Annotated in this window: 26 protein-coding genes and 1 pseudogene; 12 read left to right on the top strand and 15 right to left on the bottom strand. The window is 66.7% G+C overall.

From position 1 onward, the window contains the following. Nucleotides 1–24 precede the first annotated feature (24 nt). Together AC07YZ_RS14130 and AC07YZ_RS14125 are read left to right on the top strand one after the other, a co-directional pair. Entirely contained in the window at nucleotides 25–282 is a 258-nt protein-coding gene (locus AC07YZ_RS14130; RefSeq protein ID WP_494795195.1) for a FitA-like ribbon-helix-helix domain-containing protein, read from the top strand. Beyond that, complete coding sequence (locus tag AC07YZ_RS14125; RefSeq protein WP_494795194.1) at nucleotides 279–704, top strand: type II toxin-antitoxin system VapC family toxin; 426 nt, start codon at nucleotides 279–281, stop codon at nucleotides 702–704. Before AC07YZ_RS14130 ends, AC07YZ_RS14125 begins: the two co-directional genes overlap by 4 nt. Nucleotides 705–707: 3 nt before the next feature. Here the strand turns inward: AC07YZ_RS14125 and AC07YZ_RS14120 are convergent, their stop codons facing one another. Genes AC07YZ_RS14120 through AC07YZ_RS14105 form a run of 4 tightly spaced genes read right to left on the bottom strand, consistent with a single transcriptional unit; the run spans nucleotide 708 to nucleotide 3,344 of the window. Then, entirely contained in the window at nucleotides 708–1,130 is a 423-nt protein-coding gene (locus AC07YZ_RS14120) for a putative signal transducing protein (RefSeq protein WP_494795193.1), read from the bottom strand. Beyond that, a complete protein-coding gene (locus AC07YZ_RS14115) occupies nucleotides 1,120–1,551 on the bottom strand; it encodes a hypothetical protein (RefSeq protein WP_494795192.1) in 432 nt (143 codons plus the stop codon). The genes AC07YZ_RS14120 and AC07YZ_RS14115 overlap by 11 nt, the downstream gene beginning before the upstream one ends. 31 nt (nucleotides 1,552–1,582) lie before the next feature. Next, nucleotides 1,583–2,212 carry a response regulator gene (locus AC07YZ_RS14110; RefSeq protein ID WP_068171679.1) on the bottom strand — a complete coding sequence of 210 codons (630 nt, stop codon included), beginning with the start codon at nucleotides 2,210–2,212 and terminating at the stop codon, nucleotides 1,583–1,585. Further along, nucleotides 2,190–3,344, bottom strand: coding sequence for a hybrid sensor histidine kinase/response regulator (locus tag AC07YZ_RS14105; protein WP_494795191.1), 1,155 nt, complete (start codon nucleotides 3,342–3,344; stop codon nucleotides 2,190–2,192). The genes AC07YZ_RS14110 and AC07YZ_RS14105 overlap by 23 nt, the downstream gene beginning before the upstream one ends. Nucleotides 3,345–3,526: 182 nt before the next feature. Between AC07YZ_RS14105 and AC07YZ_RS14100 the strand changes: the two genes are divergently transcribed. The 6 genes from AC07YZ_RS14100 (at nucleotide 3,527) to AC07YZ_RS14075 (ending at nucleotide 9,311) form a co-directional block, all read left to right on the top strand. Next, nucleotides 3,527–3,955, top strand: a complete 429-nt coding sequence (locus AC07YZ_RS14100) for a hypothetical protein (protein ID WP_226494407.1) — start codon at nucleotides 3,527–3,529, stop codon at nucleotides 3,953–3,955. A 61-nt stretch (nucleotides 3,956–4,016) separates the two neighbouring features. Beyond that, nucleotides 4,017–4,379 (top strand): response regulator, encoded by a 363-nt coding sequence (locus tag AC07YZ_RS14095; protein ID WP_226494408.1) that lies wholly within the window; start codon nucleotides 4,017–4,019, stop codon nucleotides 4,377–4,379. A 46-nt stretch (nucleotides 4,380–4,425) separates the two neighbouring features. Next, entirely contained in the window at nucleotides 4,426–6,567 is a 2,142-nt protein-coding gene (locus tag AC07YZ_RS14090) for a chemotaxis protein CheA (RefSeq protein ID WP_494795190.1), read from the top strand. 52 nt (nucleotides 6,568–6,619) lie between these two features. Continuing rightward, a complete protein-coding gene (locus AC07YZ_RS14085; RefSeq protein WP_226494410.1) occupies nucleotides 6,620–7,498 on the top strand; it encodes a CheR family methyltransferase in 879 nt (292 codons plus the stop codon). Between the two features lie 7 nt (nucleotides 7,499–7,505). Continuing rightward, nucleotides 7,506–8,201 carry a chemoreceptor glutamine deamidase CheD gene (gene cheD, locus AC07YZ_RS14080; RefSeq protein WP_494795189.1) on the top strand — a complete coding sequence of 232 codons (696 nt, stop codon included), beginning with the start codon at nucleotides 7,506–7,508 and terminating at the stop codon, nucleotides 8,199–8,201. 12 nt (nucleotides 8,202–8,213) lie between these two features. After that, on the top strand, nucleotides 8,214–9,311 hold the full coding sequence (locus AC07YZ_RS14075) for a protein-glutamate methylesterase/protein-glutamine glutaminase (protein WP_226494412.1): 1,098 nt from the start codon (nucleotides 8,214–8,216) through the stop codon (nucleotides 9,309–9,311). A 92-nt stretch (nucleotides 9,312–9,403) separates the two neighbouring features. Here the strand turns inward: AC07YZ_RS14075 and AC07YZ_RS14070 are convergent, their stop codons facing one another. From AC07YZ_RS14070 to AC07YZ_RS14040, 7 genes are all read right to left on the bottom strand, one after another. Continuing rightward, on the bottom strand, nucleotides 9,404–10,015 hold the full coding sequence (locus AC07YZ_RS14070) for a hypothetical protein (RefSeq protein WP_226494415.1): 612 nt from the start codon (nucleotides 10,013–10,015) through the stop codon (nucleotides 9,404–9,406). 143 nt (nucleotides 10,016–10,158) lie between these two features. Further along, entirely contained in the window at nucleotides 10,159–10,701 is a 543-nt protein-coding gene (locus tag AC07YZ_RS14065; protein ID WP_226494416.1) for a VOC family protein, read from the bottom strand. 25 nt (nucleotides 10,702–10,726) lie between these two features. Then, nucleotides 10,727–10,951 carry a DUF2783 domain-containing protein gene (locus AC07YZ_RS14060; RefSeq protein ID WP_226494417.1) on the bottom strand — a complete coding sequence of 75 codons (225 nt, stop codon included), beginning with the start codon at nucleotides 10,949–10,951 and terminating at the stop codon, nucleotides 10,727–10,729. Between the two features lie 23 nt (nucleotides 10,952–10,974). Continuing rightward, on the bottom strand, nucleotides 10,975–12,687 hold the full coding sequence (locus tag AC07YZ_RS14055) for an FAD-dependent oxidoreductase (protein WP_494795188.1): 1,713 nt from the start codon (nucleotides 12,685–12,687) through the stop codon (nucleotides 10,975–10,977). 471 nt (nucleotides 12,688–13,158) lie between these two features. After that, nucleotides 13,159–13,596, bottom strand: a complete 438-nt coding sequence (locus AC07YZ_RS14050) for a universal stress protein (protein WP_494795187.1) — start codon at nucleotides 13,594–13,596, stop codon at nucleotides 13,159–13,161. A 28-nt stretch (nucleotides 13,597–13,624) separates the two neighbouring features. After that, complete coding sequence (locus tag AC07YZ_RS14045) at nucleotides 13,625–14,056, bottom strand: response regulator (protein ID WP_494795186.1); 432 nt, start codon at nucleotides 14,054–14,056, stop codon at nucleotides 13,625–13,627. Next, on the bottom strand, nucleotides 14,053–16,317 hold the full coding sequence (locus tag AC07YZ_RS14040) for a PAS domain S-box protein (RefSeq protein WP_494795185.1): 2,265 nt from the start codon (nucleotides 16,315–16,317) through the stop codon (nucleotides 14,053–14,055). Before AC07YZ_RS14040 ends, AC07YZ_RS14045 begins: the two co-directional genes overlap by 4 nt. Nucleotides 16,318–16,648: 331 nt before the next feature. On the opposite strand from AC07YZ_RS14040, the gene AC07YZ_RS14035 reads away from it, so the two are divergent. Beyond that, nucleotides 16,649–17,917, top strand: a complete 1,269-nt coding sequence (locus AC07YZ_RS14035; RefSeq protein ID WP_226494422.1) for a nitronate monooxygenase — start codon at nucleotides 16,649–16,651, stop codon at nucleotides 17,915–17,917. 39 nt (nucleotides 17,918–17,956) lie between these two features. On the opposite strand, the gene AC07YZ_RS14030 is transcribed toward AC07YZ_RS14035, so the two are convergent. Beyond that, the gene (locus AC07YZ_RS14030; RefSeq protein WP_226494423.1) at nucleotides 17,957–18,340 is read right to left on the bottom strand and encodes a winged helix-turn-helix transcriptional regulator; all 384 of its coding nucleotides are present in this window, start codon (nucleotides 18,338–18,340) and stop codon (nucleotides 17,957–17,959) included. Between the two features lie 165 nt (nucleotides 18,341–18,505). On the opposite strand from AC07YZ_RS14030, the gene AC07YZ_RS14025 reads away from it, so the two are divergent. After that, the gene (locus tag AC07YZ_RS14025; protein WP_494795184.1) at nucleotides 18,506–19,411 is read left to right on the top strand and encodes an NmrA family NAD(P)-binding protein; all 906 of its coding nucleotides are present in this window, start codon (nucleotides 18,506–18,508) and stop codon (nucleotides 19,409–19,411) included. Between the two features lie 14 nt (nucleotides 19,412–19,425). On the opposite strand, the gene AC07YZ_RS14020 is transcribed toward AC07YZ_RS14025, so the two are convergent. Both AC07YZ_RS14020 and AC07YZ_RS14015 read right to left on the bottom strand, forming a co-directional pair. Then, nucleotides 19,426–21,249, bottom strand: coding sequence for a sigma 54-interacting transcriptional regulator (locus tag AC07YZ_RS14020; protein ID WP_494795183.1), 1,824 nt, complete (start codon nucleotides 21,247–21,249; stop codon nucleotides 19,426–19,428). 91 nt (nucleotides 21,250–21,340) lie between these two features. After that, nucleotides 21,341–21,811, bottom strand: a complete 471-nt coding sequence (locus AC07YZ_RS14015) for an Lrp/AsnC family transcriptional regulator (protein ID WP_226494426.1) — start codon at nucleotides 21,809–21,811, stop codon at nucleotides 21,341–21,343. Nucleotides 21,812–22,064: 253 nt separating this feature from the next. Here AC07YZ_RS14015 and AC07YZ_RS14010 point away from each other — a divergent pair, with 253 nt between their 5' ends. After that, nucleotides 22,065–23,081: a 1-aminocyclopropane-1-carboxylate deaminase gene (locus tag AC07YZ_RS14010; protein ID WP_494795404.1), complete on the top strand. Its 1,017-nt coding sequence runs from the start codon at nucleotides 22,065–22,067 to the stop codon at nucleotides 23,079–23,081. Between the two features lie 226 nt (nucleotides 23,082–23,307). On the opposite strand, the pseudogene AC07YZ_RS14005 reads toward AC07YZ_RS14010, so the two are convergent. After that, nucleotides 23,308–23,556 (bottom strand): annotated as a pseudogene (locus AC07YZ_RS14005) (IS110 family transposase); the annotation flags it as partial. Nucleotides 23,557–23,686: 130 nt separating this feature from the next. Between AC07YZ_RS14005 and AC07YZ_RS14000 the strand changes: the two are divergent. Beyond that, the gene (locus AC07YZ_RS14000) at nucleotides 23,687–24,379 is read left to right on the top strand and encodes a hypothetical protein (RefSeq protein WP_494795182.1); all 693 of its coding nucleotides are present in this window, start codon (nucleotides 23,687–23,689) and stop codon (nucleotides 24,377–24,379) included. The last annotated feature ends 74 nt before the right edge of the window (nucleotides 24,380–24,453 follow it).

Below are 24,453 nucleotides of genomic sequence, written 5' to 3'. Positions count from 1 at the left end.
ATGGCAATTACAGGAGATGAAGTCATGGCCGTCGTTACCGTCAGAAATCTGCCCGATGAGGTGCACCGTGCGCTTCGTGTGCGGGCGGCCCATCATGGCCACAGCACCGAGGCTGAAATCCGCGACATTCTGGAAGCTGCCGCTCGGCCACCGGAGCGTATCAAGCTCGGTTCCTTGCTGGCCTCCATCGCCCGTGAAGCGGGGGTGCTGACCGACACGGAAGCGGAGCAGTTCAACCAACTCCGCGACAAGACCCCGGCCGAGCCGATGAGGTTTGAATGATCCTCATCGACACCAACGTGATTTCCGAATCGTGGAAGCTCGCGCCCGATGCGCGTGTGCTGGCATGGCTCGATGCTCAGACGATAGAAACGCTGTACCTGTCCGCCGTGACCGTGGCGGAACTGCGCTTTGGCTTGGCGGCGATGCCGGCAGGCAAACGGCGCACGGTCTATCTGGATCGCCTGGAGCGAGACGTATTGCCGGCCTTCACGGGGCGCGTTCTTCCCTTCGACCTGGATGCCTCACAGGCCTATGCAGACCTGATGTCGCAGGCGAGGGCGGCAGGAAGGGCAATAAGCATGGCGGACGGCTATATCGCCGCGACGGCGGCAGCACATGGGCTCATGGTTGCCACACGCGACACGCGTCCTTTCGAGGCTGCAGGGCTGAGCATCATCAACCCTTGGGAGGCGGTCTGTTAAAGCTCAGAGCCCGACACTCCCGCAGGCTGTGCACTTCCGGTTTTTGATGGGAGGAAAGAAAGCCTTGCAAGAAAAAAGCAGTGCGAGCGACAAGGCAACTGAAAGCCAGCTTCGGTTCTCAGTGAACTCTGTGGAACCGCATTTTGGGCAGGTGTCCACGCTTGGCCCGATTTGCGCAGCCAAGGCCGCCTGGAGTTCGCCGCGGTCTCGCATGGCAAGAACAGCTCGCGCTGGCTCAAGGTGCAGGGCGGGCACGAGAAGCCTCACGCCACCAAGCATGAGCGATGCAGACCAGTTGGCCCAAACATGATGCTCATTGGCAAGAAAGGCCGGAACCCCTTCGGATTGCAGCAGCGCACGAGTGATATGAGCCTCCCATGGACTCATATGGACTTCAACAACGACGAAACGCAATTCACCTGCCATGCGGAGTTCTGGCGTGGGAATTCACCGGATTTGCGGCGCGCCCCCTCTTGATCGCAGTGTTGGACCCTAGCCATACCCATGCGGCAAAGAACAAACCCAGCCCATAAGCAAAAATAAAGGTGACATCAAACCACCATAGAGCCAACCCAAAGAGCACAACGGAAACACCGAGCAAAACGGAAGAACAGGGGCGGGCCGCAGCCGGCCTAAACCAGTACGACATTGCTACAGCGGTGGTAACAATCGACGACACAGCCAGCCATGTAAAAAATGGCCGCAGCTCATAGCCGGGAGCAAAAATAAGCCGCAGTTGTTCGGCCGCCTCGTTGATTGGAAACAGAAGGGACCACCACGTTGAAGCACAAAATGTGGCAATACCCGTGAACTGCGCTGCCGCAAGGTGCCGAGAATTGATGCTCATGGGGCCGGACTCAAGTCTGAACCGCAACCCCTCAAACCAGGCTGTTGCGGATCGCGTAAACCGTCAGTTCCGCGTTGTTGCTCATGTGCAGTTTCTCCAGCACGCGCGCGCGATACACGCTCACGGTCTTGGGGCTGAGCATGAGTTCTTCGGCGATTTCGGAGAGCTTCTTGCCGGTGGCGATCTTCTGCAGGGTCTGCAGTTCGCGCTCGGACAGGCTGGCGTGCAGCTCTTCGCTTTCGGGCGCGCTGAGGTTGTCCACCAGCATCTGCGCCACGTCGGCGGTGACGTATTTTCGGCCTTGCTGCACGGTGCGCACGGCGTTCACCAGTTCGGCGGGCTCGCCCGCCTTGTTCAGGTAGCCGCGCGCGCCGGCGCGCAGGCAGCGGATGGCGTACTGGTCTTCCGGGTACATGGAGACCACCAGGGTCTTGACCGGCGAACCCTCTTCGCGCAGCGCGGCCAGCACTTCCAACCCGCCGCGCCCGGGCATGTTCAGGTCGAGCACCAGCACGTCGCACGGGGTCTTGCGCAGCAGTTCGCGCAGCTCGGGGTAGCTGCCGGCTTCGCCCACCACCTGGATGTCCACCGCCTCGGCGATGGTGTCGCGGATGCCGCGGCGCACCATCGCGTGGTCGTCACACAAAATCACCTTGATCATGGTCGTCCTCCTTGTCAGCATCTGCATTGTCGGGGTTCGTCGATGCGCGCAGCGGCACCGACAGGATCACCGAGGTGCCGCGCGGGGAAGAACTCACGTCGAGCCAGCCGTCCACCTTTTCGGCGCGCTCCTTGAGCCCGAGCAGGCCAAACGACTTGGCCTTGCGCAGCGCCTCGGGGCCCATGCCCCGCCCGTTGTCTTTCACTTCCAGGGTCAACACCCCTTCGCGGTCGTTCAGGTCGATGTCGACCGCGCTGGCCTGCGCGTGCTTGCTGACGTTGGTCAGGGCTTCCTGCGCGGTGCGGTAGGCCACCAGCTGCACCTCGCGCGGCACATCGATGAATTCGGACGAGCGGCGCACCAGCACGCGATGGCCGGTGCGCCGCTCGAAGCTCGACGCCAGCCACTGAACCGCCGCCACCAGCCCCTGGTCGAGGATGGGCGGGCGCAGGTTCATCATGATGCGCTGGCTCGCGCCCAGCGCGTGCTGCAACATCTCCAGCGCGTTGTTCACGTGGGTGCTGATCTCCTCGTCGGCCACGCGGCGCCCGACCCAGGCCAGGTCGAGCTTCACGGCGGCGAGGGCGCCGCCGATGTCGTCGTGGATCTCGCGGGCGATATCGGCGCGCTCCTGTTCGATGCTGGTCTGCAGGTGTTCGGCGAGCTCGGCCAGCCGGTGGCGCGAGTCGGCCAGCTCGGCGTCGGCGCGGGCCTTGGCGCGGCGGGTCTCGCTCACTTCCAGGGCGCGCTCGATCACGTGCGACAGCCGGTGCATGCTGTCCTTGAGCAGGTAGTCGCTCACGCCGCGGTGCATGGCCTCGACCGCGGCGGCCTCACCGATGGCGCCTGAGAGGATCACGAACGGAAGCTCGCTGTGGCAGGCCCGGGCCACGTCCCAGGCGTCCAGGCCGGTGAAACCGGGCAGGTGGTAGTCGGCCAGCACGATGTCGTGGCGCCCGTCGGCCAGCTCCCGGCGGAAATCGTCGAGCGAATCCACCAGGGTGAGCTCGCAGGGCATCTGGCTGCGCTGCAGGGCGAACTTGACCAGAGCGTGGTCCACCCGCGAGTCCTCCAGATGCAGGATGCGGACCGGGGACTTGTCCAAAAGATCGGGGGCGGGCGCTGCGTTCATGGTGAGAGGGGTTGGACGCCTTGAATAAAGCACGCCGTGCTGGGACGCGTGGACAACGCCACGAAATGGCGCTGAATTCGGCCCGTTATCTGCCGATACAGAGGATCACAGGTCGGGAAAATTGTAATGCCCGCCCTTCCACCGCCAGGCCACACCTCGCCCACACCATGGACCAACCGACGATGCCACAGCCCCAGCCGTCCGTCTCGCTGCCCGTGAGTCTGGTGGCCGATGTGCAGGACGCCCTGCTCATGGCCATGACCGATCTGCAACGCCTTGAGGGCCTGCTGGACCACGCCACGGGCAATCTGCTGGAGCGTTTCGGCTCCGCCAACCACGCGCTGGCCCACCTCGCGCGCCACGACGACGAGGACCTCCACCGCATCCGCCACAGCCTGCACCAGGCCGTGACCGAACTGCAGTTCCACGACATGGCGACCCAGCTGCTGGTGCACACCGGCAAGATTCTTCAGGGCTGCGCCTGGAAGCTGGCCGACGAAACCATGGAACCGGAAGAAGGCGAGCTGCCAATATGCCTGGACCCGGTGCCCGAGCGCCCCAGCCCGGTGACGCAAAGCGAGATGGACGCGGGTTCCATCGAATTGTTCTGACGATGCGCTGTTCAAGCCCACCCTCTTTCTGTCGATATCTGTTCGAAACACGGAGTACTCCATGCAATCGATTCTTGCCGTAGACGACTCGGCCTCCATGCGAAAAATGGTGTCGTTCACCCTGACTGGCGCGGGTTTTCACGTGGTGGAAGCGGTGGACGGGCAGGACGCGCTGGAGAAGGCCCAGACCCACGCCATCGACCTGGTGCTGACCGACCAGAACATGCCGCGCCTGGACGGCCTGGGGCTCACGCGCCGGTTGCGCGAGCACCCCAAGTTCAAGAACACCCCCATCCTGATCCTGACCACCGAGTCGAGCGATCTGATGAAGCAGGCCGGGCGCAGCGCCGGCGCCACCGGATGGCTGGTCAAGCCGTTCGATCCGGGCCGCCTGATCGAGGTCATCCAGAAAGTCATCCGCTGAACAGTCGCCCCACGAGCGCACACGCCACACAGGCAAGGAGTCCCCCATGGGTGAAATGATGAACGACGGCCAACACCTCGGTGACAACATCGACCTGAGCCAGTTCTACCAGATCTTTTTTGAAGAGGCCGGCGAAAACCTGGACCAGATGGAGCAGATGCTGCTGCAGCTGGACCTGGAGCAGGCCGACGACGAGGAGCTCAACGCGATCTTCCGCTGCGCCCACTCCATCAAGGGCGGCGGCGCCACCTTCGGCTTTGCCGACGTGGCCGAACTCACGCACCAGATGGAGTCGCTGCTGGACAAGCTGCGCCGCCACGAGCTCCAGCCCAACGCCGCGATGGTGGACGTGCTGCTCGAATCGTCCGACGCGCTGCGCCTGCTGCTGGCGCGCCACCAGGGCCGCAGCACCGACTCCCCGCCGACCGACGCGCTGGTGGCCCGCATCGCCGTGCTGGCGCAGGGCGATGCCGAGGCGGAACCGGAGCTGGTGGCCCCGCCCGCCGCGGCGCCCGCGCCCAGCGCCGCCCCCGCCATTGCCATCGTGCCCCCGCCCGCCGCCGCCCCGGCGGCACGCAAGGCCGCCCCGGCCACGCGCGAGCTGGAGATCCACATCGGCCCGCTGGAGAATCCGAGCGAGGCCGACTGCATCGCCGAGCTGTTCCGCGACATCCCGGGCCTGGGCGAGATCAGCCCTCTGCCCTGCGACCAGAAAGACCGCCGCATCTTCCGCGCGCTCACCACGGCCAGCGACACCGACCTGCTCGACCTGTTCACCTTCCATGTGAGCAAGGAGCAGATCCAGATCGTCGATCCGGCCGCGATCCTGGCGGCCCAGTCGGCCGCTCCCGTGGCGGGCGGCGAAGGCACGGCCTTCGGCTTCTTTGAAGGTTCCCCGGGCTCGCCCCCGCCGAGCGCACCCGCCCAACCGCTCGAAGCGGGTGGCACGCCCTCGGCCAGCGCCGCCCCGGCCAAGGCGGCTCCCAAGGCCGATGCCCGCGCCGCCCCCAGCACGGCCCAGCTCGAATCGAGCACGCTGCGTGTCTCGGTGAGCAAGGTGGACCAGCTCATCAACCTGGTGGGCGAACTCGTCATCACCCAGGCCATGCTGGCGCAAAAGAGCCGCGAGCTCGACAGCACCGCCAACCAGCCCCTGCTGGCCGGCCTGGCCGACCTGGACCGCAACACCCGCGATCTGCAGGAAGCGGTGATGTCGATCCGAATGATCCCGATGTCGGTGGTGTTCAACCGCTTCCCGCGCATGCTGCGCGATCTGGCGGGCAAGCTGGGCCGCAAGGTCGAGCTGATCACCCACGGTGAAGCGACCGAGCTCGACAAGGGCCTGATCGAGAAGATCACCGACCCGCTGACGCACCTGATCCGCAACAGCTGCGACCACGGCATCGAGCCACCCGAGGAGCGGTTGGCCAAGGGCAAGACCGAACACGGCACCATCACGCTCTCGGCGTCCCACCAGGGCGGCTCGATCCTGATCGAGGTGCGCGACGACGGCAAAGGCCTCTCGCGCCAGAAGCTGCTCCAGAAGGCCCGCGAAAAAGGCATGGACGCGCCCGATTCGCTGAGCGACCCCGAGGTCTGGGGCCTGATCCTCGCGCCGGGCTTCTCCACCGCCGAGGTCGTCACCGACGTGTCGGGCCGTGGCGTGGGCATGGACGTGGTCAAGAAGAACATCGCCTCGCTCGGCGGCACGGTGGAGATCGACTCCGCCGAGGGCTACGGCATGAGCGTGAAGGTGCGCCTGCCGCTCACGCTGGCCATCATGGACGGCATGACGGTGCGCGTGAGCGACGAGGTCTACATCCTGCCGCTGTCGTCGGTGATCGAGTCGTTCCAGATCAACCCGAAGGACATCAACACCGTGGCCCAGGGCGCGCAGCTGGTGAAGGTGCGCGACGAGTACATGCCGGTGATCGAGCTGGAGCGGGTGTTCCAGGTGCCGCGTTTCGAATACAACGCGGCCAGCCCGATCATGGTGGTGGTGGAGGCCGAGGGCGCGCGTGTGGCGCTCATGGTGGACGAGCTGCTCGGGCAGCAGCAGGTGGTGATCAAGAACCTGGAGTCCAACTACCGCAAGGTGCCCAACATCTCGGGCGCCACCATCCTGGGCGACGGCAAGGTCGCGCTGATCCTCGACACCTCCGGCCTGGTGAGGCGCTCACGCCACTGAACCCCTCTCGCGGGCCCCAGGCCCGCGCCCAACCCACCGGTCAGGACACCCCATGCTGCAGCAGACGACCCTCCCCCGCCGTGCTCCCGTTGTGCTGCCGGCCCCTCAAGAAGAAGGCCCGCTGGCCCAGGGGCGCGAGTTCGTCTGGACCGACGGCGACTTCACGCGCATCAAGGCCCTGATCTACAAACGCGCCGGCATCAGCCTGCACGACGGCAAACACGCCATGGTGTACAGCCGCGTCTCGCGCCGCCTGCGCGACACCGGCCACACCAGCTTCAAGGCGTACCTGGACTGGCTGGAGCAGCACGACGGCCCCGAGTGGCAGGAGTTCATCAACGCGCTGACCACCAACCTCACCGCCTTCTTCCGCGAGCAGCACCACTTCACCATCCTGGACGAGCTGATGCGCGCGCGGCGCGGGCACGACTGGCGCATCTGGTGCTCGGCGGCCTCCACCGGTGAAGAGCCCTACTCCATCGCCATGACCGCCACCGAAGCCCTGGGGTCGGGCGGATCGTTCCACCTGGTCAACAGCGACATCGACACCAAGGTGCTGGCCACCGCCGCGCAGGGGGTCTACAAGAGCGACGGCGTCAAGGGCCTGAGCCCCGAGCGCCTGCAGCGCTTCTTCATGCGCGGCAAGGGCGGCAACGCGGGCCTGATGCGCGTCAAGCCCGAGCTGCAAAAGCACATGGAGTTCCTGAGCGTGAACCTGATCGAGGAACTGCCGTTCAGCGAGCCCTTCGACATCGTGTTCTGCCGCAACGTGATGATCTATTTCGACGCGGAAACGCAGCGCCGCGTGCTCGAACGCATCCACCGCGTGATGAAGCCCGGCGGCATGCTGTTCGTGGGCCACGCCGAGAACTTCAGCGACGCCCGCAAGCACTTCGAACTGCGGGGAAAGACGGTCTATGAGCGCGTCTGAATCCGCCATGCCACAGGCACTCGGCGCGCGCACCGCCCTGGCCCTGCCCAACGCGGGCCTGGTCAGCCGGGTGGGCAGCGTCACCAAGAGCCCGTCGCTGGACGCGCTCAAGGCCCGGCCGCGCAAGCCGGGCGAGGCCGCGTTTTTCTTCCACGACCCGCACTTCGGGCACGACGCGGTCAAGGTGCTGCCGGGCGAGTACTTCGTGACCGCCGACGACATGCTGATCATGACGGTGCTGGGCTCGTGCATCGCCGCCTGCATCTGGGACCCCCAGGCGCGCGTGGGCGGCATGAACCACTTCATGCTGCCCGAGGGCGGCGCCGACACCTCGGGCCGCTACGGCTCCTACGCGATGGAACTGCTGATCAACGAGATGATGAAGCTCGGCGCCCGGCGCGAAAGCATGCAGGCCAAGGTGTTTGGCGGCGGCCAGGTGATGCACAACTTCACCAGCCTGAACGTGGGCGAGCGCAACACCCGGTTCGTGCTGGACTACCTGCAGACCGAGCGCATCGCCATCGTCTCCAAGGACGTGCTGGACATCCATCCGCGCAAGGTCTGCTACTTCCCCGCCAGCGGCAAGGCCATGGTCAAGCGGCTCGCGCATTCGCACCCCGACACCCTCGAAACCCAGGAACGCAAGGGCAGCGCCGCGGTGGTGGCCAAGGCGACTTCTGGCGGCTCAATCGATCTCTTCTGACGAAACACAACCATGGCCCAGATCAAAGTGGTGGTGGTGGACGACTCCGCGCTGGTGCGCAGTCTGCTCACCGAAATCATCAACCGGCAACCCGACATGCGCTGTGTCGGCGCGGCCAGCGACCCGCTGGTGGCGCGCGAGATGATCCGCGAGCTCAACCCCGACGTGATCACGCTCGACGTGGAAATGCCGCGCATGGACGGGCTGGAGTTCCTCTCGCGCCTGATGCGCCTGCGCCCCATGCCCGTGGTGATGGTCTCCACCCTGACCGAACAGGGCGCCGAGACCACCCTGCGCGCGCTCGAAATGGGCGCGGTGGACTTCGTGGCCAAGCCGCGCATCGGCGTGAGCAGCGGCCTGAACGAACTGGCCGGCGACATCGTGGACAAGATCCGCGTGGCCGCCAGCGCGCAGGTGCACCGCCTGGCCAGCCCGACGGCCGCGCCCGACGCCCGCCCGGCCCACAGCGGCGCCGTGGCCGACGCGCCCCGCGCCCCGCTGCCGCGCCTGTCCACCGAAAAGGTGATCTGCATCGGCGCCTCCACCGGCGGCACCGAGGCCATCCGCGAGGTGCTGACCCGCATGCCGGCCGACTCGCCGGCCATTGTCATCACCCAGCACATGCCGCCGGGCTTCACCACCAGCTTCGCCAACCGGCTCAACACCTTGTGCCGCATCCAGGTGCAGGAAGCGAGCGACGGCCAGCGCATCCTGCCCGGCCACGCCTACATCGCCCCCGGCGGCCACCACCTGCGCATCGACCGCAGCGGCTCGAACTACGTGGCCGTGGTCGAGGACACCGAGCCGGTGAACCGGCACCGGCCCTCGGTCGAGGTGCTGTTCAAGTCGGCCGCGCGGGTGCTGGGCCCGAACGCGCTGGGCATCATGCTCACCGGCATGGGCGCCGACGGCGCGCAGGCCATGCGCGAGATGAAGGACGCCGGCAGCTACAACTACGTGCAGGACGAAACCAGCTGCGTGGTGTTCGGCATGCCCCGCATGGCCATCCAGTACGGCGCGGCCCACGAGATCCTGCCGTTGACGCAGATCGCCGACGCGCTGCTGGCCCGCCTGGCGAGCAGCCCGGGCGGCGTGCGCCACCGCATTTAAGCCCCCTTCGGGCACCGCCGGGCCGGCTTTGCCGGACGGCCAGTGCCGCCCCCTTGAGGGGGTCGCGCGCAGCGCGGCGGGGGTGCTTCTTTTCAAACCCGTTGGTTGACCAGGCTGCCCGACTCCGGCGGTGCCAGGCTGCTGGCGCCGCGCTCGTCGTAGGCAACCACGTCCTGCGTGTCACGCAGATCGCTGACGCTATCGGCCTGGAGCACTTCGCCAGGCAGTGGCTGCGCGGCCGCCACCAACGAGGGATCGGGCGCGGACCGGGCGGGGTCGTCGCCCTGCGCCGGGGCAGGGCCGGCCCCGTCGCGGCCCAGCACCGCGTCCACCACCGCCGCGCTGGCTTTCCAGACATTGGCCAGCACCTCTTGCAGCTTCAGCTTCGCCGCCTTTTCTTCGGCCTTGTCCTGCGCCCGCTCGTGCTGCTCGGCCTTGGCCGCCGCATCCGCCGTTTCGGCCGACGCCTGCTCACGTCCGCCATCGGTCCGTTCGCGCGGCAGCAAGGGCGCCGCTTCGGGCGCATCGGCCGCTGGCGCGCCGCCGTTCTGCGTCTGACCGCGGCGGCCCGAGTCCAGGCCCGCGTTGCCATCGCCCGATGAACGCTGCGCGGGGGCAATGGCGGTGACGGCGCTGACCGGTGCGACCGTCACCGGCGCAGCGGTGGGCCAGGCGACGGCCGGGCCGGAGTTGATGCTCAACATGGCAGATCCCTTCTCCACTGAGTCAGCGATCCGAAAAAACACGGCCGCTGTTCTCAGGGGTTTCGGCCCGTGCCGAGCGAACTTGAGCCCTTTTACCCCCTACTTTCCGATGGACGGCAAGGCGGGAATCGGCTACGCACGGTTCAAACCGCCGTGAACTCTTTTTCGTGCATCCAGGCGGCGTGCTTGGGCGCGCGCTTGGTCTTATCCCACTCATTGAGCATGTCCCATTTCACGTCGTCGAGCTTCTTCATCATCTCGGGCGTGGCGGTGTTGGCGGCCAGCTCCAGGCGGTGGCCGTTGGGGTCGAAGAAATAGATGCTCTTGAAGATGGTGTGGTCGGTGACGCCCACCACCGGAATGCCGGCGGCTTCCAGGCGGGCCTTGGTGGTTTCGAGTTCTTCGACCGTGTCCACTTCCAGCGCGATGTGCTGCACCCAGTCGGGCGTGTTCGGGTCGCGGCCCATCTCGGGCGCGTTGGGCAGCTCGAAGAAGGCCAGGATGTTGCCGCCACCCGCGTCCATGAACAAATGCATGTAGGGGTCGGGCGCGTGGGTGGACGGCACCTGGTCTTCGGCGATGGCGAGCACGAAGTTCATGCCCAGGTGCTTCTGGTACCACTCGACGGTGGTCTTGGCGTCCTTGCAGCGGTAGGCGACGTGGTGAATCTTGCGGATGTTGGACATGGTGTTCTCCTTCGGGTGAATGGGTTCAGACGCCTTCGCGGGCGATCGCGAGGGCTTGCTTGAGGGCGCTGATGTCGCCCACCTGGTTGGCCAGCAGCAGGATCAGCTTGGCGTTGAGCAGTTGGCTCTGCTCGTCGCTGAGGTCGCGGTGGGTGTCGATGAGGGCTTCGTAGAAATCGTCGCCGGGCGTGAAGTCGCGGAAGTAGCGCTGACCGGGTTCGGCGAGGTTGGGCTGGAGTTGCAGGGGCATGGGGGTCTCCTCGGTGTTCGGGTTCAGGCGGCGACCGCTTGCGTGGCGGGGCGCTGGGCGGCGGTTGAAGCCGTGTCCTGCGCGGTGGCGCGGGCCAGCGCGCTGCGCACCGCGACCACGTCGAAGCGGCGCCAGCGCGCGGCCACGTGCTGGTCGGGGCGCACCAGGTAGCAGGTGCCGGGGCGGGCGTCGAGCCGCTGGTCCACCATGCCGTCGCGGTCGTGCAGCACGGTCAGGCCGGCTGCGGCGGTTCCCGCGTGGGCCGTGACCAGCACCACCTCCACTGGGATGGCACCGCTCGCCAGCGCGGCGGCCTGTGCGCGCAGCGCCGGATCCATCTGCTCCACGCTGTCGGCAAAGGCGACCAGCTTGAAGCAGTTGCCCAGCTGGTCGAGCAGCCAGCCGTCTTGCCCGGCCACACGCACCGGCGCGTCGTCCAGCGGCGCGCCCGGGACCATGTCGCCTTCGAAGGCGTCCACGTCGGGCGTGTTCAGCGCCGAGTTCACCAGGAAGGCCGGCACCGAGAGGCGGCCCGAATTCACCAGCTTGCGGGCAAACGGCTGGGTACGCGCCAGTTCCAGCGCCGCGTTGCGGAACAGGCGGCTGACCGCGCTCTTGGGTGTGATGAAGTCGGTGGAGCGGGTGGAGTTGCGGATGTTCTCGTCGGCCGCATAGGTGCGATCGGCGTCGTAGGTATCGAGCAGGGCCTCGGGCGCCAGGCCTTTCATGACCAACGCGAGTTTCCAGAGCAGGTCGTCGGTGTCCTGGAAGCCGGAGTTGGCGCCGCGCGCGCCAAACGGCGAGACCTGGTGCGCCGCATCGCCCACAAACAGCAGGCGGCCGTGGCGGAAGTGCTTCATGCGCCGGCACTGGAAGGTGTAGATGCTGGCCCACTCCAGCTCGAACTCGCGCTCGTCGCCCAACATGGCTTTCACACGCGGGATGATGTTTTCCGGCTTCTTCTCTTCTTCCGGGTCGGCGTCCCAGCCGAGCTGGAAGTCGATGCGCCAGACGTTGTCGCTCTGCTTGTGCAGCAGCACGCTCTGGTTGGGGTGGAACGGCGGGTCGAACCAGAACCAGCGCTCGGCGGGGAAGTCGGCCTTCATGATCACGTCGGCGATCAGGAAGCGGTCCTTGAACACATGGCCCTCGATGTCCAGGCCGAGCTGGCGCCGCACGTTGGAACGCGCACCGTCCGCCACGATCAGCCAGTCGGCGTCGATCTCGAAGGGGCCATCGGGCGTCTCCACGCTGACGCGGGCGCCATCGTCCAAAGGCTGTACGCCCGCCACCTTGTATTTCCAGCGCAGGTCCACACCGAGTTGCTCGGCGCGCCGCACCAGCGCCTCTTCCAGGTGGTACTGCTGCAGGTTGATCATGCCCGGGCGTTTGTGGCCGGCGTCGGGCACGAGGTTGAAGCGGTAGACCTCTTCTTCGCGCAAGAAGGTGCGGCCGACGTTCCAGCTCACGCCTTTGTCGACGATGGGGTCGCCCACGCCGAGGCGGTCGAGGATTTCGAGCGCGCGCTTGGCGTAGCAGACGGCGCGCGAGCCGAAGGAGACGCTGTCTTCTTCGTCGAACAGCAGCACCTCCAACCCCTGCAGGCGGGCGTCGATGGCGGCGGCCAGACCCACCGGGCCGGCGCCGATGACCACCAGCGGTTTGCGCTGCGGCGCGCCCTGCATGAGGTCGGCCGGGCCGCGGTACGGGAAGGTGGGGTAGGTGTAGGTGGCCATCCGTCGTTTGCTCCTTCGTTGTCGCCGCGCGTGCGAAATGCGGCGGCGTTGTCAGGGCTGGACTGTAGCCGATAATTTCACATCAGTAAATACGTTTCTCTAAACGTAATTCTAAGAAGACAGGCTACCTCGCAGGCTTGGCGGATCGGGGCGCTCTGCGCCGCTCATGTCCCCCGGGCCGTTCCGGCCCTCCTCCTTGACTTCGCTGTGCAGAACACCCCGCCCCGCCAAGCCACGGACGCACGGGCGCGCCTGCGTCGGGAGTCACCCCGAGAACATGGTGCACACGGGCTCCCCGCGTCGAGCGCCCATCCGCAGGCAAGTCGCGCATGCTGGGTGGCTGACGAAGCGAAGTCAAGGAGGAGGGCCGGAACGGCCCGGGGGACATGAGCGCAGTCGGCCACCCAGCATGCGCGCCCCCCCACAGAGCAGGCCTGCCAGCGGCAGCCCCCCAGGGGGAGCCCAGAGAAATCAGTCGGCCAGCGGTTTGACCACAGTGACCGGCACAGGCGAGAGGTGCACCAGCTCCTGCGACACCGAGCCCAGCACCGCCGCGCTCAGGCCACTGCTGCCGCGCGCGCTCATGATGAGCGCGCCGCAGCCGTTGCGCTCCACCATGTCCACCAGCACGTGCGCCGGATCGCCAATCGCCACGTCCTGCTCCACCTGCAGACCGGCGGCCTGCAGCAACTGCACCGCCGGGGCGATGAGATCGTGGCCCGCTTCCTCCGCCACCTTCTGCAACACGGCCGGATCGTGCGCCACCACCAGCTCGTAGAGATTGGCCGTGGGCTGCACATTGGCCACCACGAAACGCGCCTTGAGCCCCCAGCCCGTGAGCCGCAGCGCGTAGCGCACGGCCATCAAAGAGAGTTCCGATCCATCCACGGGAATCAGGATTTTCAGCATGGTTCTTGTCCTTGTCGCACTGGAAAATTCAGACGGGCCGCTCGTTGAGCACGCACCAGTAGAGCTCGATCTGGCCGGCCACCTCGATGAACTTGCTGAAGCTCACCGGCTTTTCAATATAGGAGTTCACGCCCAGGTCGTAGGCGGCCTTGAGGTCGCTGTGTTCGCGCGACGAGGTCAGCATCACCACCGGGATGCGGCGGAACTGCTCGTGCGACTTGAGCTGCTTGAGCACGTCCAGGCCATTCACCTTGGGCAGGTTGATGTCCAGCAGGATCACGGCCGGCATGGCCTCCCCAGCCGCCCAGCGCGGCAGGAAGGCCAGCGCCTCTTCGCCGTCGCGCGCCACCTGGATGCTGTTGGAGAACTTGCGCTTGGCGAAGGCCCGCAGCGTGAGGTCCAGGTCCATGGGGTTGTCCTCGACCAGCAGGATCGGCGGCATGTTGATGGCTTTGCTCATGCAGGAAACTCCAGATAGAACGTGGCCCCGTCACCCGGGGAACTCTCGGCCCAGACGCGACCACCCATGCGTTGCACCGCCTTGGCCACCAGCGCCAGGCCCACGCCGGTGCCGGGGTAGTCCTCGGCCCGGTGCAGCCGCTGGAAGATGCCAAAGATGCGGTCGTGGTACTTCATGTCAAAACCCACTCCGTTGTCGCGCACCCACAGGATACGCCTGCCCGCCTCGCTGCGGGCCCCGATTTCCACGCGGGGAGACGCGCTGGCCCGGCTGAATTTCACGGCATTGCCGATCAGGTTGCGCAACACCACCGCCATGCCGTCCCGGTCCAGCACCAGGGTCATGGGTTCGAGCGCGCGGCTCAGCGCGCAGCCGCTGCCGTCGATGTCGGCGGCGTGGCTTTCGATCACCTCGTCCACCAGTTGCTCCAGCTCCACCGGCTGCAGCTCCATGGCGCGGCGCTCCATGCGCGAGTAGTCGAGCAGATCGGCGATCAGGTCGCTCATCTGCTGCACGCCGCGGCGGATGCGGCCGAGGAACTGGCGGCCATCGTCGTCGAGCCGGTCAGCGTATTCCTCCTGCAGCAGCTGGCTGTAGCCGTCGATGCCACGCAGCGGGGCCTTGAGGTCGTGTGAAACCGAATACGAGAAGGCTTCGAGCTCGCGGTTGGCCTCGCTGAGCTGCTCGGTGCGCTCGGCCACGCGCTGCTCCAGTTCGGCCTTGGACGCCTGCAGGGCCTGCTCGGCCCGCACGCGCTCGCTCACGTCCTGGATGGTGGTGAACAGGTGCTTGAGCGAGCCGTCGGCGTGGCGCACCGCACGCACGTGGATCTCGGTGTGCACGAAGTGCCCGTCCTTGCGCACGAAGCGCTTGCCCAGCTGGTAGCTCTCGCACCGGCCCGCGAGCATGTCCTGGAAATGCCCCAGATTGATCTGCAGGTCGGGCTCGGGCGTCATCTCGGCCCAGGTCTTGCTCAACAGTTCGTCCCGCCCGTAGCCCAGGATCTCGCACAGCCGGTCGTTCGCCTGCAGCCAGCGCCGGCTGGTGGGCGAAGAGATCGCCATGCCGATGAAGGGCAGTTCGTAAAACAGCCGCAGCAGTTCGGCCTGTTCGATCGCGGCCACCTGGGCCGTCTTCTGGGGCGTGATGTCCACCAGGATGCCGCTGGAGCCCACGACCTGGCCCGCCGCGTCGCGCCGCAGGGTGGTGCGGTCGCCGACCCAGGCCCAGCCCCCATCGGCACGGTGCAGGCGGTATTCCTGCTGGTATTCGTCCGGACCGTGTTCGTGGTGGTGCGCGGCCTGCGTCAGCACGCGGTCCATGTCTTCGGGGTGGATCAGGTCGTCGAAGCGCCAGGGCGCCTGGAGCCAGTCGGCCTTGTCGTAGCCCCACTGGGACACCGCGTCGTTGACGTAGTCCACCGGGCAGCCCGGTGCATCGCGCCATTCGATGACCACCGCGGGCGAGCGGTTCACCACCGCGTTCAGGCGCCGGATCTCGGCCTGATCGGTCTGCAGCCGCTGCGCCATCAGGTCGACTTCCTGGCCGATGCGCGCCAACTCGTCGCGCCCCTGCAAGCCGCTGCGGGCCTCCAGCTGGCCCCGGCCGATCTCGCTCAGGGTGTGCACCAGCCGCTGCGCACGCAGGAACCAGACGTGGTGCAGCACCCAGGCCAGCAACGCCGACAGCACCAGCAGCAACAGCGCCTCGCGCAGCACCTCGTTGCGCAGCTCGGCCTCGCGCGCCGCCAGAGCGGGGCCCAGATCCACCACGGTCAACAGTTGCCGGTCGGGCTGGATCGGCGCCATCCCCACCACACGCAGCGACCCGGGCGGCCGGGCCACCCGGATCTCGCTGGCGCGGCTGTCGCCGGGCGGCAAGCTCCAGGACTCGAACAGCCCAGCCTCGGCCCCCAGCACCTCGGGCAACGGGCGCCCGACATCGGCCGGGCTCAGCGAGGCCAGTACCCGGCCATCGCCCTGGACCAGCCAGGCGCGTTCCATGCCGCTGTACGGGCCCAGGCTGCCCACCAGGCGCCGCGCCAGCACGCCGCTGTCATGGCTGTTCTGCAGCTCCACCAGGGTCTGCTCCAGGCCCAGGCGCTCGCGCAGCCGGGCGGACTCCTGTCCGGTGATCCGCTCGTCCATCGCGCGCCACTGCAAGCCAAGGTTCAGCAGCGCGGCCAGCAGGGCAAACAGGGCCAGCAGCAAGGGCGCCAGCCAACGGCCCGGCAGTTGCACGAGCCAGCGGCCCGGCGTCACAGAGCCGGCTCCACGGCGGGCGCCCGATCGGCGCAGGGTGGCGCGACCGGCCGGCGCGCGCCACCACCCACCCCGAGCGTCCGATGCTGCAACCCCTTGCGGGGCGGCCCAACCTGTCCTGACATGGTGTGCCCCTCTGATTTGCTTGCATTTTGTCACCTCTGTCGCACCGTCAGGCCTGAACTTGAACACCGGGTGCGCCCGTTCAACGGATTCGCCCCATGGGGCCTTGCGCCCCTGCGGGGGTGGCGCGGTTCATAATCCCAGGTTCAACAAACGATCGTTGGGCCGGGTCAAACCGGGCTGAAACCGAGAAATCGAGAAACCGAATATGAAACGTCTGGACGACTTCCGCCTGCAGATGGGCCAACAGGAACTGGTGCCTATCGTGATTGGTGGCATGGGCGTGGATATCTCGTCCTCCGACCTCGCGCTGCAGGCCGCCCGGCTGGGCGGCGTGGGCCACATTTCCGACGCCATGGTCAAGACGGTCACGGACCGCCGCTACAAGACCAAGTTCGTCAAGGCCAAGCAGGCGATGTACCAGTACAACGTCAACTCGGAAGACAAGTCGGCCGTCAAGTTCGACCTGGGCGACCTGGCCGAGGCCACGCGCCTGCACGTGGAACACACCATGGCCCGCAAGGAAGGCCCGGGCATGGTGTTCATCAACTGCATGGAAAAGCTGACGATGAACGGCCCCAAGGAAACCCTCCGGGTGCGCATGGCCTCCGCGCTGGACGCGGGCATCGACGGCATCACGCTGGCCGCCGGCCTGCACCTGGGCTCGTTCGCGCTGATCGAAGACCACCCGCGTTTCCGCCACGCCAAGCTCGGCATCATCGTGTCCTCGCTGCGCGCGCTGCAGCTGTTCCTGAAGAAGAACAGCCGCCTGAACCGCCTGCCCGACTACGTGGTGGTCGAAGGCCCGCTGGCCGGTGGCCACCTGGGGTTCGGCATGGACTGGGCACAGTACGACCTGGCCACCATCGTGGCCGAGATCCTGGCCTGGATGAAGGCCGAGCAGCTGGACATCCCGGTCATTCCGGCCGGCGGCATCTTCACCGGCAGCGACGCCGTGCGCTTCATGGAAATGGGCGCCTCGGGCGTGCAGGTGGCCACGCGCTTCACCGTCACCCAGGAGTGCGGCCTGCCCGACGACATCAAGCAGGAATACTTCAAGGCCAACGAGGAAGACATCGAAGTCAACGAGATCTCGCCCACCGGCTACCCGATGCGCATGATCAAGAGCAGCCCGGGCATTGGCGACGGCATCCGCCCGAACTGCGAGGCCTACGGCTACCTGCTCGACGCCAACGGCAAATGCGCCTACGTCACCTCGTACAACCGCGAGGTGGCGGCCCACCCGGGCGTGCGCCGCATCTCGGTGATGGACAAGACCTGCCTGTGCACCCACATGCGCAACTTCGACATCTGGACCTGCGGCCAGCTGACCTGGCGCCTGAAGGACACCACGGTGCGCCATGCGGACGGCAGCTACCAGCTGCTCAGCGCGGAACACGTGTTCAAGGACTACCAGTTCAGCACCGACGACCAGGTGCAGCTGCCCGAGCCGCAGGCGCTGGCCACCACGCCCTGAGCCCCGCGCTCACCACCACGCTGCGGGGTTGATCCCCGCCTACTTGGCCGCGATGGCCTGGGGCGCCACGTAGGCGCGCCGCGCGGCGTGCACCGCCTCCTGGTTCTGCACCGCCCACTGCAGCATGGACTGGATGCTCTGGAAAAACGACTCGCCCAGCGCGGTCAGGGTGTAGTCCACCCGGGGCGGAACGCTCGCGAACACCTCCCGGCCCACCAGGCCATCCTCTTCCAGCTGGCGCAGGGTCTGCGACAGCATGCGGGGGGAAATGTCTTCGATGCGCTTGCGCAACTCGCCGAACCGCAGGGTGCCGAGCGCGAGCTCGTGCAGCACCAGCACGGTCCAGCGGTCGCCCAGACGATCCAGCACATCGCGGATCGGGCACAACTCCGACAGCGGTGCCTTTGGCTTGTGAAGCCCCATCTTGAAAGCCTTTCGTTACTTTCCAGTAACCAGGTTACGGCGGGCTCCCTACTTGAGGCCCAAACCGGACATAACTACCATTTCGGAACTGACTACCGATTTGGTATCAGAAGCCCGATTTTCACCACTTTCAGGTGGTTTGTCATTTTTTTCCGGAGTTCTCTCATGCCCTTGACCTCGTCGTATCCCCTGCTCGTGACCGGCGCCTCCGGCCATTTCGGCCAGCGCGTGCTGGAGCACCTGGTCCACACCCTGAAGGTGCCGGCCAACCAGATCATCGCCACCAGCCGCAAGCCCGAGAGCCTGGCCGCCTGGGCGGCCCTGGGCGTCACGGTGCGCAGCGCCGACTTCGACGACGCGGCCTCGCTGCGCAACGCCTTCGCCGGCGCCAAGCGCCTGCTGCTCATCAGCACGGATGCGCTGGACCGCCCGGGCCGCCGCCTGGAGCAACACCAGAACGCCGTGGCCGCCGCGCAGGCCGCCGGTGTCCAGCACGTGGTCTACACCTCCATGCCCCTGCCCGAAGGCTCCCCGCTGCTGATCGCGCCCGATCACGCGGGCACGGAAAAAGCCCTGGCCGCCAGCGCCCTGCCGGGCTGGACGGTGCTGCGCAACCACTGGTATTTTGAAAACCTCTTCATGTCGGTGCCCTCGGCCCTCGCCTCGGGCCAGTGGTACAGCGCCGCCGGCGACGGCCGCGTCGCCTACATCGCGCGCGACGACCTGGCCCGCGCGGCGGCGACCGCCCTGGCCAGCGATGCCAGCGGCCAACGCACCCTCACCCTGAGCGGCGCACAGGCCTTCACCACCGCGGAGATCGCGTCCCTGGTGAGCGCCGCGGTGGGCAAGCCGATCCAGGTGGTGCCGGTGCCGCTGGAAGGCCTGGTGCAGGGCATGGTCGGCGCCGGTCTGCCCGAGCCCCTGGCCCGCGTGTTCGCCTCTTTCGACACCAACACCGCCGCGGGCCGCGTGGCCGAGCTGAGCGGCGACTTCAAGGCGCTCACCGGCACCGACCCCCAGCCCTTCGCGGCCTGGCTGGAAGCCCACAAAGCGGCCCTGGCCGGGGCCTGATCGCCCAAGCGGGGTTATGGCCGGGTGGCGTCCAGACCGTACTTCTTGATCCGGTAGGCCACGGTGGCCCGGCTGATGCCGAGCTGGCGGGCCGCCGCGGCCAGGTTGCCACCGCTGCGCCGGATCGCCTGGCGCAGCAGGGTCACCTCGGCCTGCTCCAGCGGCCGGGCCGCGGGGTCGGCGGCCTGCGGCTGCGCCGCGAGACCGAACGCGCCCGGCAGCGGCGCCCGGCTCAGGGTGGCGGCGCTGTCGCCATGCATCTCCAGCGACAGCACCTCCTGCGTCAGCGGCTCGCCGCTGCTGAACAGGTGGTGCACCTCGATGGGCTCGCCATCGGTGACCAGGATCACGCCGCGTTCGACCAGGTTCTGCAGCTCGCGGATGTTGCCCGGGAACGCGTAATTGAACATGGCCTTCACGGCCGCCTGGCTGAAGCCGGGCACGTTGCGCTGGTGCTTCTTCTGGTAGTGCGCCAGGAAGTGGCTCATCAGCAGCGGGATGTCGTTGCGCCGGTCGCGCAGGGGCGGCAGGTGGATCGGGAACACGTTGAGGCGGAAGAACAGGTCTTCGCGGAAGCTGCCATCGCGCACCGCCTGGCGCAGGTCCACGTTGGTGGCCGCCACCACCCGCACATCCACGGGGATCGTGCGCGTGCCGCCCACGCGTTCGATCTCGCCCTCTTGCAGGGCCCGCAGCAGCTTGCCCTGCGCGACGAAGCTCAGGGTGCCGATCTCGTCGAGAAACAGCGTGCCGCCGTTGGCGCGCTCGAAACGCCCGGGGCGCGACTGGCCCGCGCCGGTGTAGGCGCCGCGCTCCACGCCGAACAGCTCGGACTCCATCAGCGTCTCGGGAATGGCCGCGCAGTTCAGGGCGACGAAGGGCTTGTCGCAGCGTGGGCCGATGCGGTGCAGCATGCTGGCGAACATTTCCTTGCCCACGCCCGACTCGCCGGTGAAGAGCACGGTGGCCGTGGTGGGCGCCACGCGCTGCAGCATGTGGCAGGCGGCGTTGAAGGCCGAGGAAGCGCCCACCAGCGTCGGGTCCGGCCCCGGCCGCTCGGGGGCGTAGGCGTCGAGATCGACCACGCGCGCGGCCGGGCTCTCGGGCAACGCGGCGCCCACGAAGGCCTGCGCGTTCAGGTAGCGCAGATCTTCCTGCGGATCGTCCCAGCGCTCGACCGACTTGCCGATGACCCGGCACAGCGGGTCGCCCGACGAGCGGCAGTTCACCTCGCGGAACACGATCAGGCGCCCGAACAGGGTGCTCACGTAGCCGGTGGCGTAGCCCACCTGCATCCAGCAGGCGGGCGAGCCGCCCACGCCGTAGGCGGTGATGTGTTCGTCGTCCTCGCTGGAGTTGTGCCAGAGGAACTCGCCTTCGTAGTCGCCCGAATCGGCGTCGTAGTGGACGTGCACCACCTCGACCTTGACCACCCCTTCGAGCGCGTGCAGCCGCGTGCCCGCGATGGCGGCGGCCGGCGGGTCGGCGTCGGGCCACTGCTGGCGCACCAACTGCGCGTCGCGCGCGCCGCTCACGTAGCCGGCGCGCGTGAGCAGGCCACGCGCCTTGTCCAGGCCGATGCTGTCGATGAGTTCGCGGCGCAGCGAGCCCAGGGCCTCCGAGTGCAGCAGGATCATGCGCTGGTCCTGCAGCCAGATGCGGCCGTCTCCGGGCGAGAAAAACAGGCATTCGCTGAGGTCGGCCACGGTCGGGTGCGACTGGCTGTCGACGCTGCGTGTGTCAAAGCCCCCCAGGGCGGCGGACAGCGGCCCCGCCCCGCCGCTGGGCACGCCCGAGCTGCGGACGAGGTCGGCCAGGGAAATGCGTTGTTTGGGCATGGGGCTGGCTCAGGAAGTGATCATTTGATGAAGCGCACATCCAATATGTTTATGAATGATAAGTTTTTGGATGTTCTCGCGCCATCGTGGTTCACCCCATGACCGGCAGCACCGTGGTCTCGAAAACCTCCTTCAGGCAGACGAAGGTGCGCACCTGGCGCACGCCGGGCAGGCCGATCAGCTGCGCGCTGTGCATCTCGTTGAACGAGTCGATGCCCTGGATGCGCAGCTTCACGAAATAGTCGAACTCGCCCGTGACCAACTGCACCTCCAGGCAGCCGGTGAGCTTGGCAGCCGCCTTTTCGAACGCGGCGAAAGAGTCCGGCGTGGAGCGGTCCAGCACCACGCCAATGATCACCAGCCCCGTGTAGCCCAGCGCGCGCGGGTCGGCCAGCGCCACGGTCTTGCGGATCACGCCCGACGCCTTCAGGCGCGCCACCCGCCGCGAACAGGCCGGCGGGCTGAGGTGGGTGCGTTCGGCGAGCTCCAGGTTGGGCAGAGAAGCGTCCTGCTGCAGCAGTTCGAGCAACTTGCGGTCAATGCGGTCGAGCGGTGTTTCCATAGCCGGAACTTTCATTTGTTGCGTCAGATGGCCATTTCACACCATCTATTCGACAAAGACCATGGAATGAGCATGGAAGGCCGGTTTTTGAAGCTCAGTTCGCAATTCATAGCAGCGCCGCCGCCCTACGATGAACTTCGTTTTCACGAACCCGAAGTTCCACCCCATGCCCACGTGTTTTGCCGCCATGACGCTGTACGCACCTGGGTTGCAACCGCTCCTCCACGCCATGACCACCACCACAGCCCATACCCTGAACCTGCAGAAGTTTCCCCGCTACCCGCTGACCTTCGGCCCCAGCCCCATCCAGCCGCTCAAGCGGCTGAGCGAGCATCTGGGCGACAAGGTGCACCTGTATGCCAAGCGCGAGGACTGCAACAGCGGCCTGGCCTTCGGCGGCAACAAGACGCGCAAGCTCGAATACCTGATCCCCGAAGCCATCGCGGGCGGCTACGACACGCTGGTGTCGATCGGCGGCATCCAGTCCAACCAGACGCGTCAGGTGGCCGCCGTGGCCGCGCACCTCGGCATGAAGTGCGTGCTGGTACAAGAGAACTGGGTCAACTACTCCGACGCCGTGTACGACCGCGTCGGCAACATCGAGATGAGCCGCATCCTGGGCGCCGACGTGCGGCTGGACGCGGCCGGCTTCGACATCGGCATCCGCCCCAGCTGGCAGCAGGCGATGGACGACGTGAAGAAGGCCGGCGGCAAACCCTTCCCCATCCCCGCCGGCTGCTCCGAGCACCCCTATGGCGGCCTGGGCTTCGTGGGCTTTGCGGAAGAGGTGCGCCAGCAGGAAGCCGAGCTGGGTTTCCGGTTCGACTACATCGTGGTCTGCTCGGTGACGGGCAGCACGCAGGCCGGCATGGTGGTCGGCTTCGCGGCGGACGGCCGTGCCCGCAAGGTGATCGGCATCGACGCATCGGCCAAGCCCGAACAGACCCACGCACAGATTCTGCGCATCGCCCAGAACACCGCGCAGCTGGTGGAACTGGGCCAGGACCTCACCGCCGACGACGTGGTGCTGGACACGCGCTACGGCGGCCCCGAATACGGCCTGCCCAACGAAGGCACGCTGGAAGCCATCCGCCTGTGCGCGCGGCAGGAAGGCATGCTGACCGACCCGGTGTACGAGGGCAAGTCCATGCACGGCATGATCGACAAGGTGCGCCGCGGCGAATTCCCGGCCGGCTCGCGCGTGCTCTACGCCCACCTGGGCGGCGTGCCGGCGCTCAATGCGTACAGCTTTTTGTTCAGGAACGGCTGAACACCCGCCGAGCTGGACACGACCTCAAAGAGCGGTGCGCCGTGCCTTCACTCCCTCCCCCGCTGGGGGAGGGCTGGGGTGGGGGCCACGCCTGCCCGTACGGAACTTCATCTTGAGCGTCCGCAGCCCCCAACTGCGAATTGGTGTTCTCGACCCGGAGCAGTCCTATGTTCGCGAACCTCGAAGCGGACCTTCAATGCCCATGTGCAATGGCATCCAGCGGGAGGTAGGGGATGACGAACTTGGGCGCCATCAGGCGCACGGTGTGGCCGAACTTCGCAAACTCGCGCGCCCAGTGGTGGGCGCCGGAGCAGGCCTCCATGCCGATGAGGCAGGCGGGTAGCGAGACGATGAGTTCGAGCAGCCTGGCGAGCGGCACTCCGGGGCGCACCAGCGCGGGCTTGCCCGATTCATCCACGCCGTGAATGGCAAAGACGTTCTTTGCCAGATCGATGCCAACGGATACGATTGCCATGGGACTTCCCCTTCCAACAAACGAGTGAGTTGATGAGAGTTCGAACTTCCCATCGTGGCACCTGGTTGCCGTACCCCGCAACTGCGCGGATCGCTCGGGACGGGAAACTCCCGTTCATTCGTTAGGCCTCATGTATCGAGTCGTACTTACCTGCAGCGGAGTCCCTGAGCATGCCGGTCCTGCGGCGGCGACCGATATCACGGAGGAGTTCACTCATCGGCCGTGGCAAGGGAACGCCCAATGCACATGGGACGGCCTTGTCCTCCGGCTCCAGGCGGACAACGACTTTGACGAAAATGGGGCAGCTCTGACCGACGAATTCTCAGATGCAATTGCAGCGTGCATTGCGGAAGGGTTCGATGGCAGCATCACAGTTGAATCGGTCACGATAATACCGGGGTCTAAATCAAAGTTTGGCTGCACCAACATGCATCTGTGGGACATCGACGAAACCCGCACTCTCGTGGAACGGCTGCATGGAAGAAGCCAACTTGAGCGCGCACGGCCTGCACTTCGGTCAGTAGCAGATCGGCTCAGCTACGCCCGAATCCACATTCAGGCGCTTGAAGTGGCGATCAAGACCTATCTATCGCCCGAACGGCGTGAGAAGGAACTCATGGAGATCATCTTCACCGACTCGGGCGACGCGTGGCACGACTTCAACCTGTTCCTTCGAGAAGTTGGAGCTCACGCTACAGCCGCAATTCAGAGTATCCATGCAGTCGGGGATCTCTTCTCGCATGCAATCTACTACTCCTGCGCCGTAGATGCGACGAATCCCATCGACGAACGGAAGATATCCGTCAGCACGGTTGTCAGTTGATCTTGCCCCCGTATTCCCGGACCCGTCCTATTCGCAACGTAACGCCGTGCCCTTGATGGGCGATTGGCGCGCCT

The sequence above is a fragment of the Hydrogenophaga sp. GW101-3F08 genome, from assembly GCF_059424585.1.
This window is presented reverse-complemented; position numbering and strand designations above follow the sequence as displayed.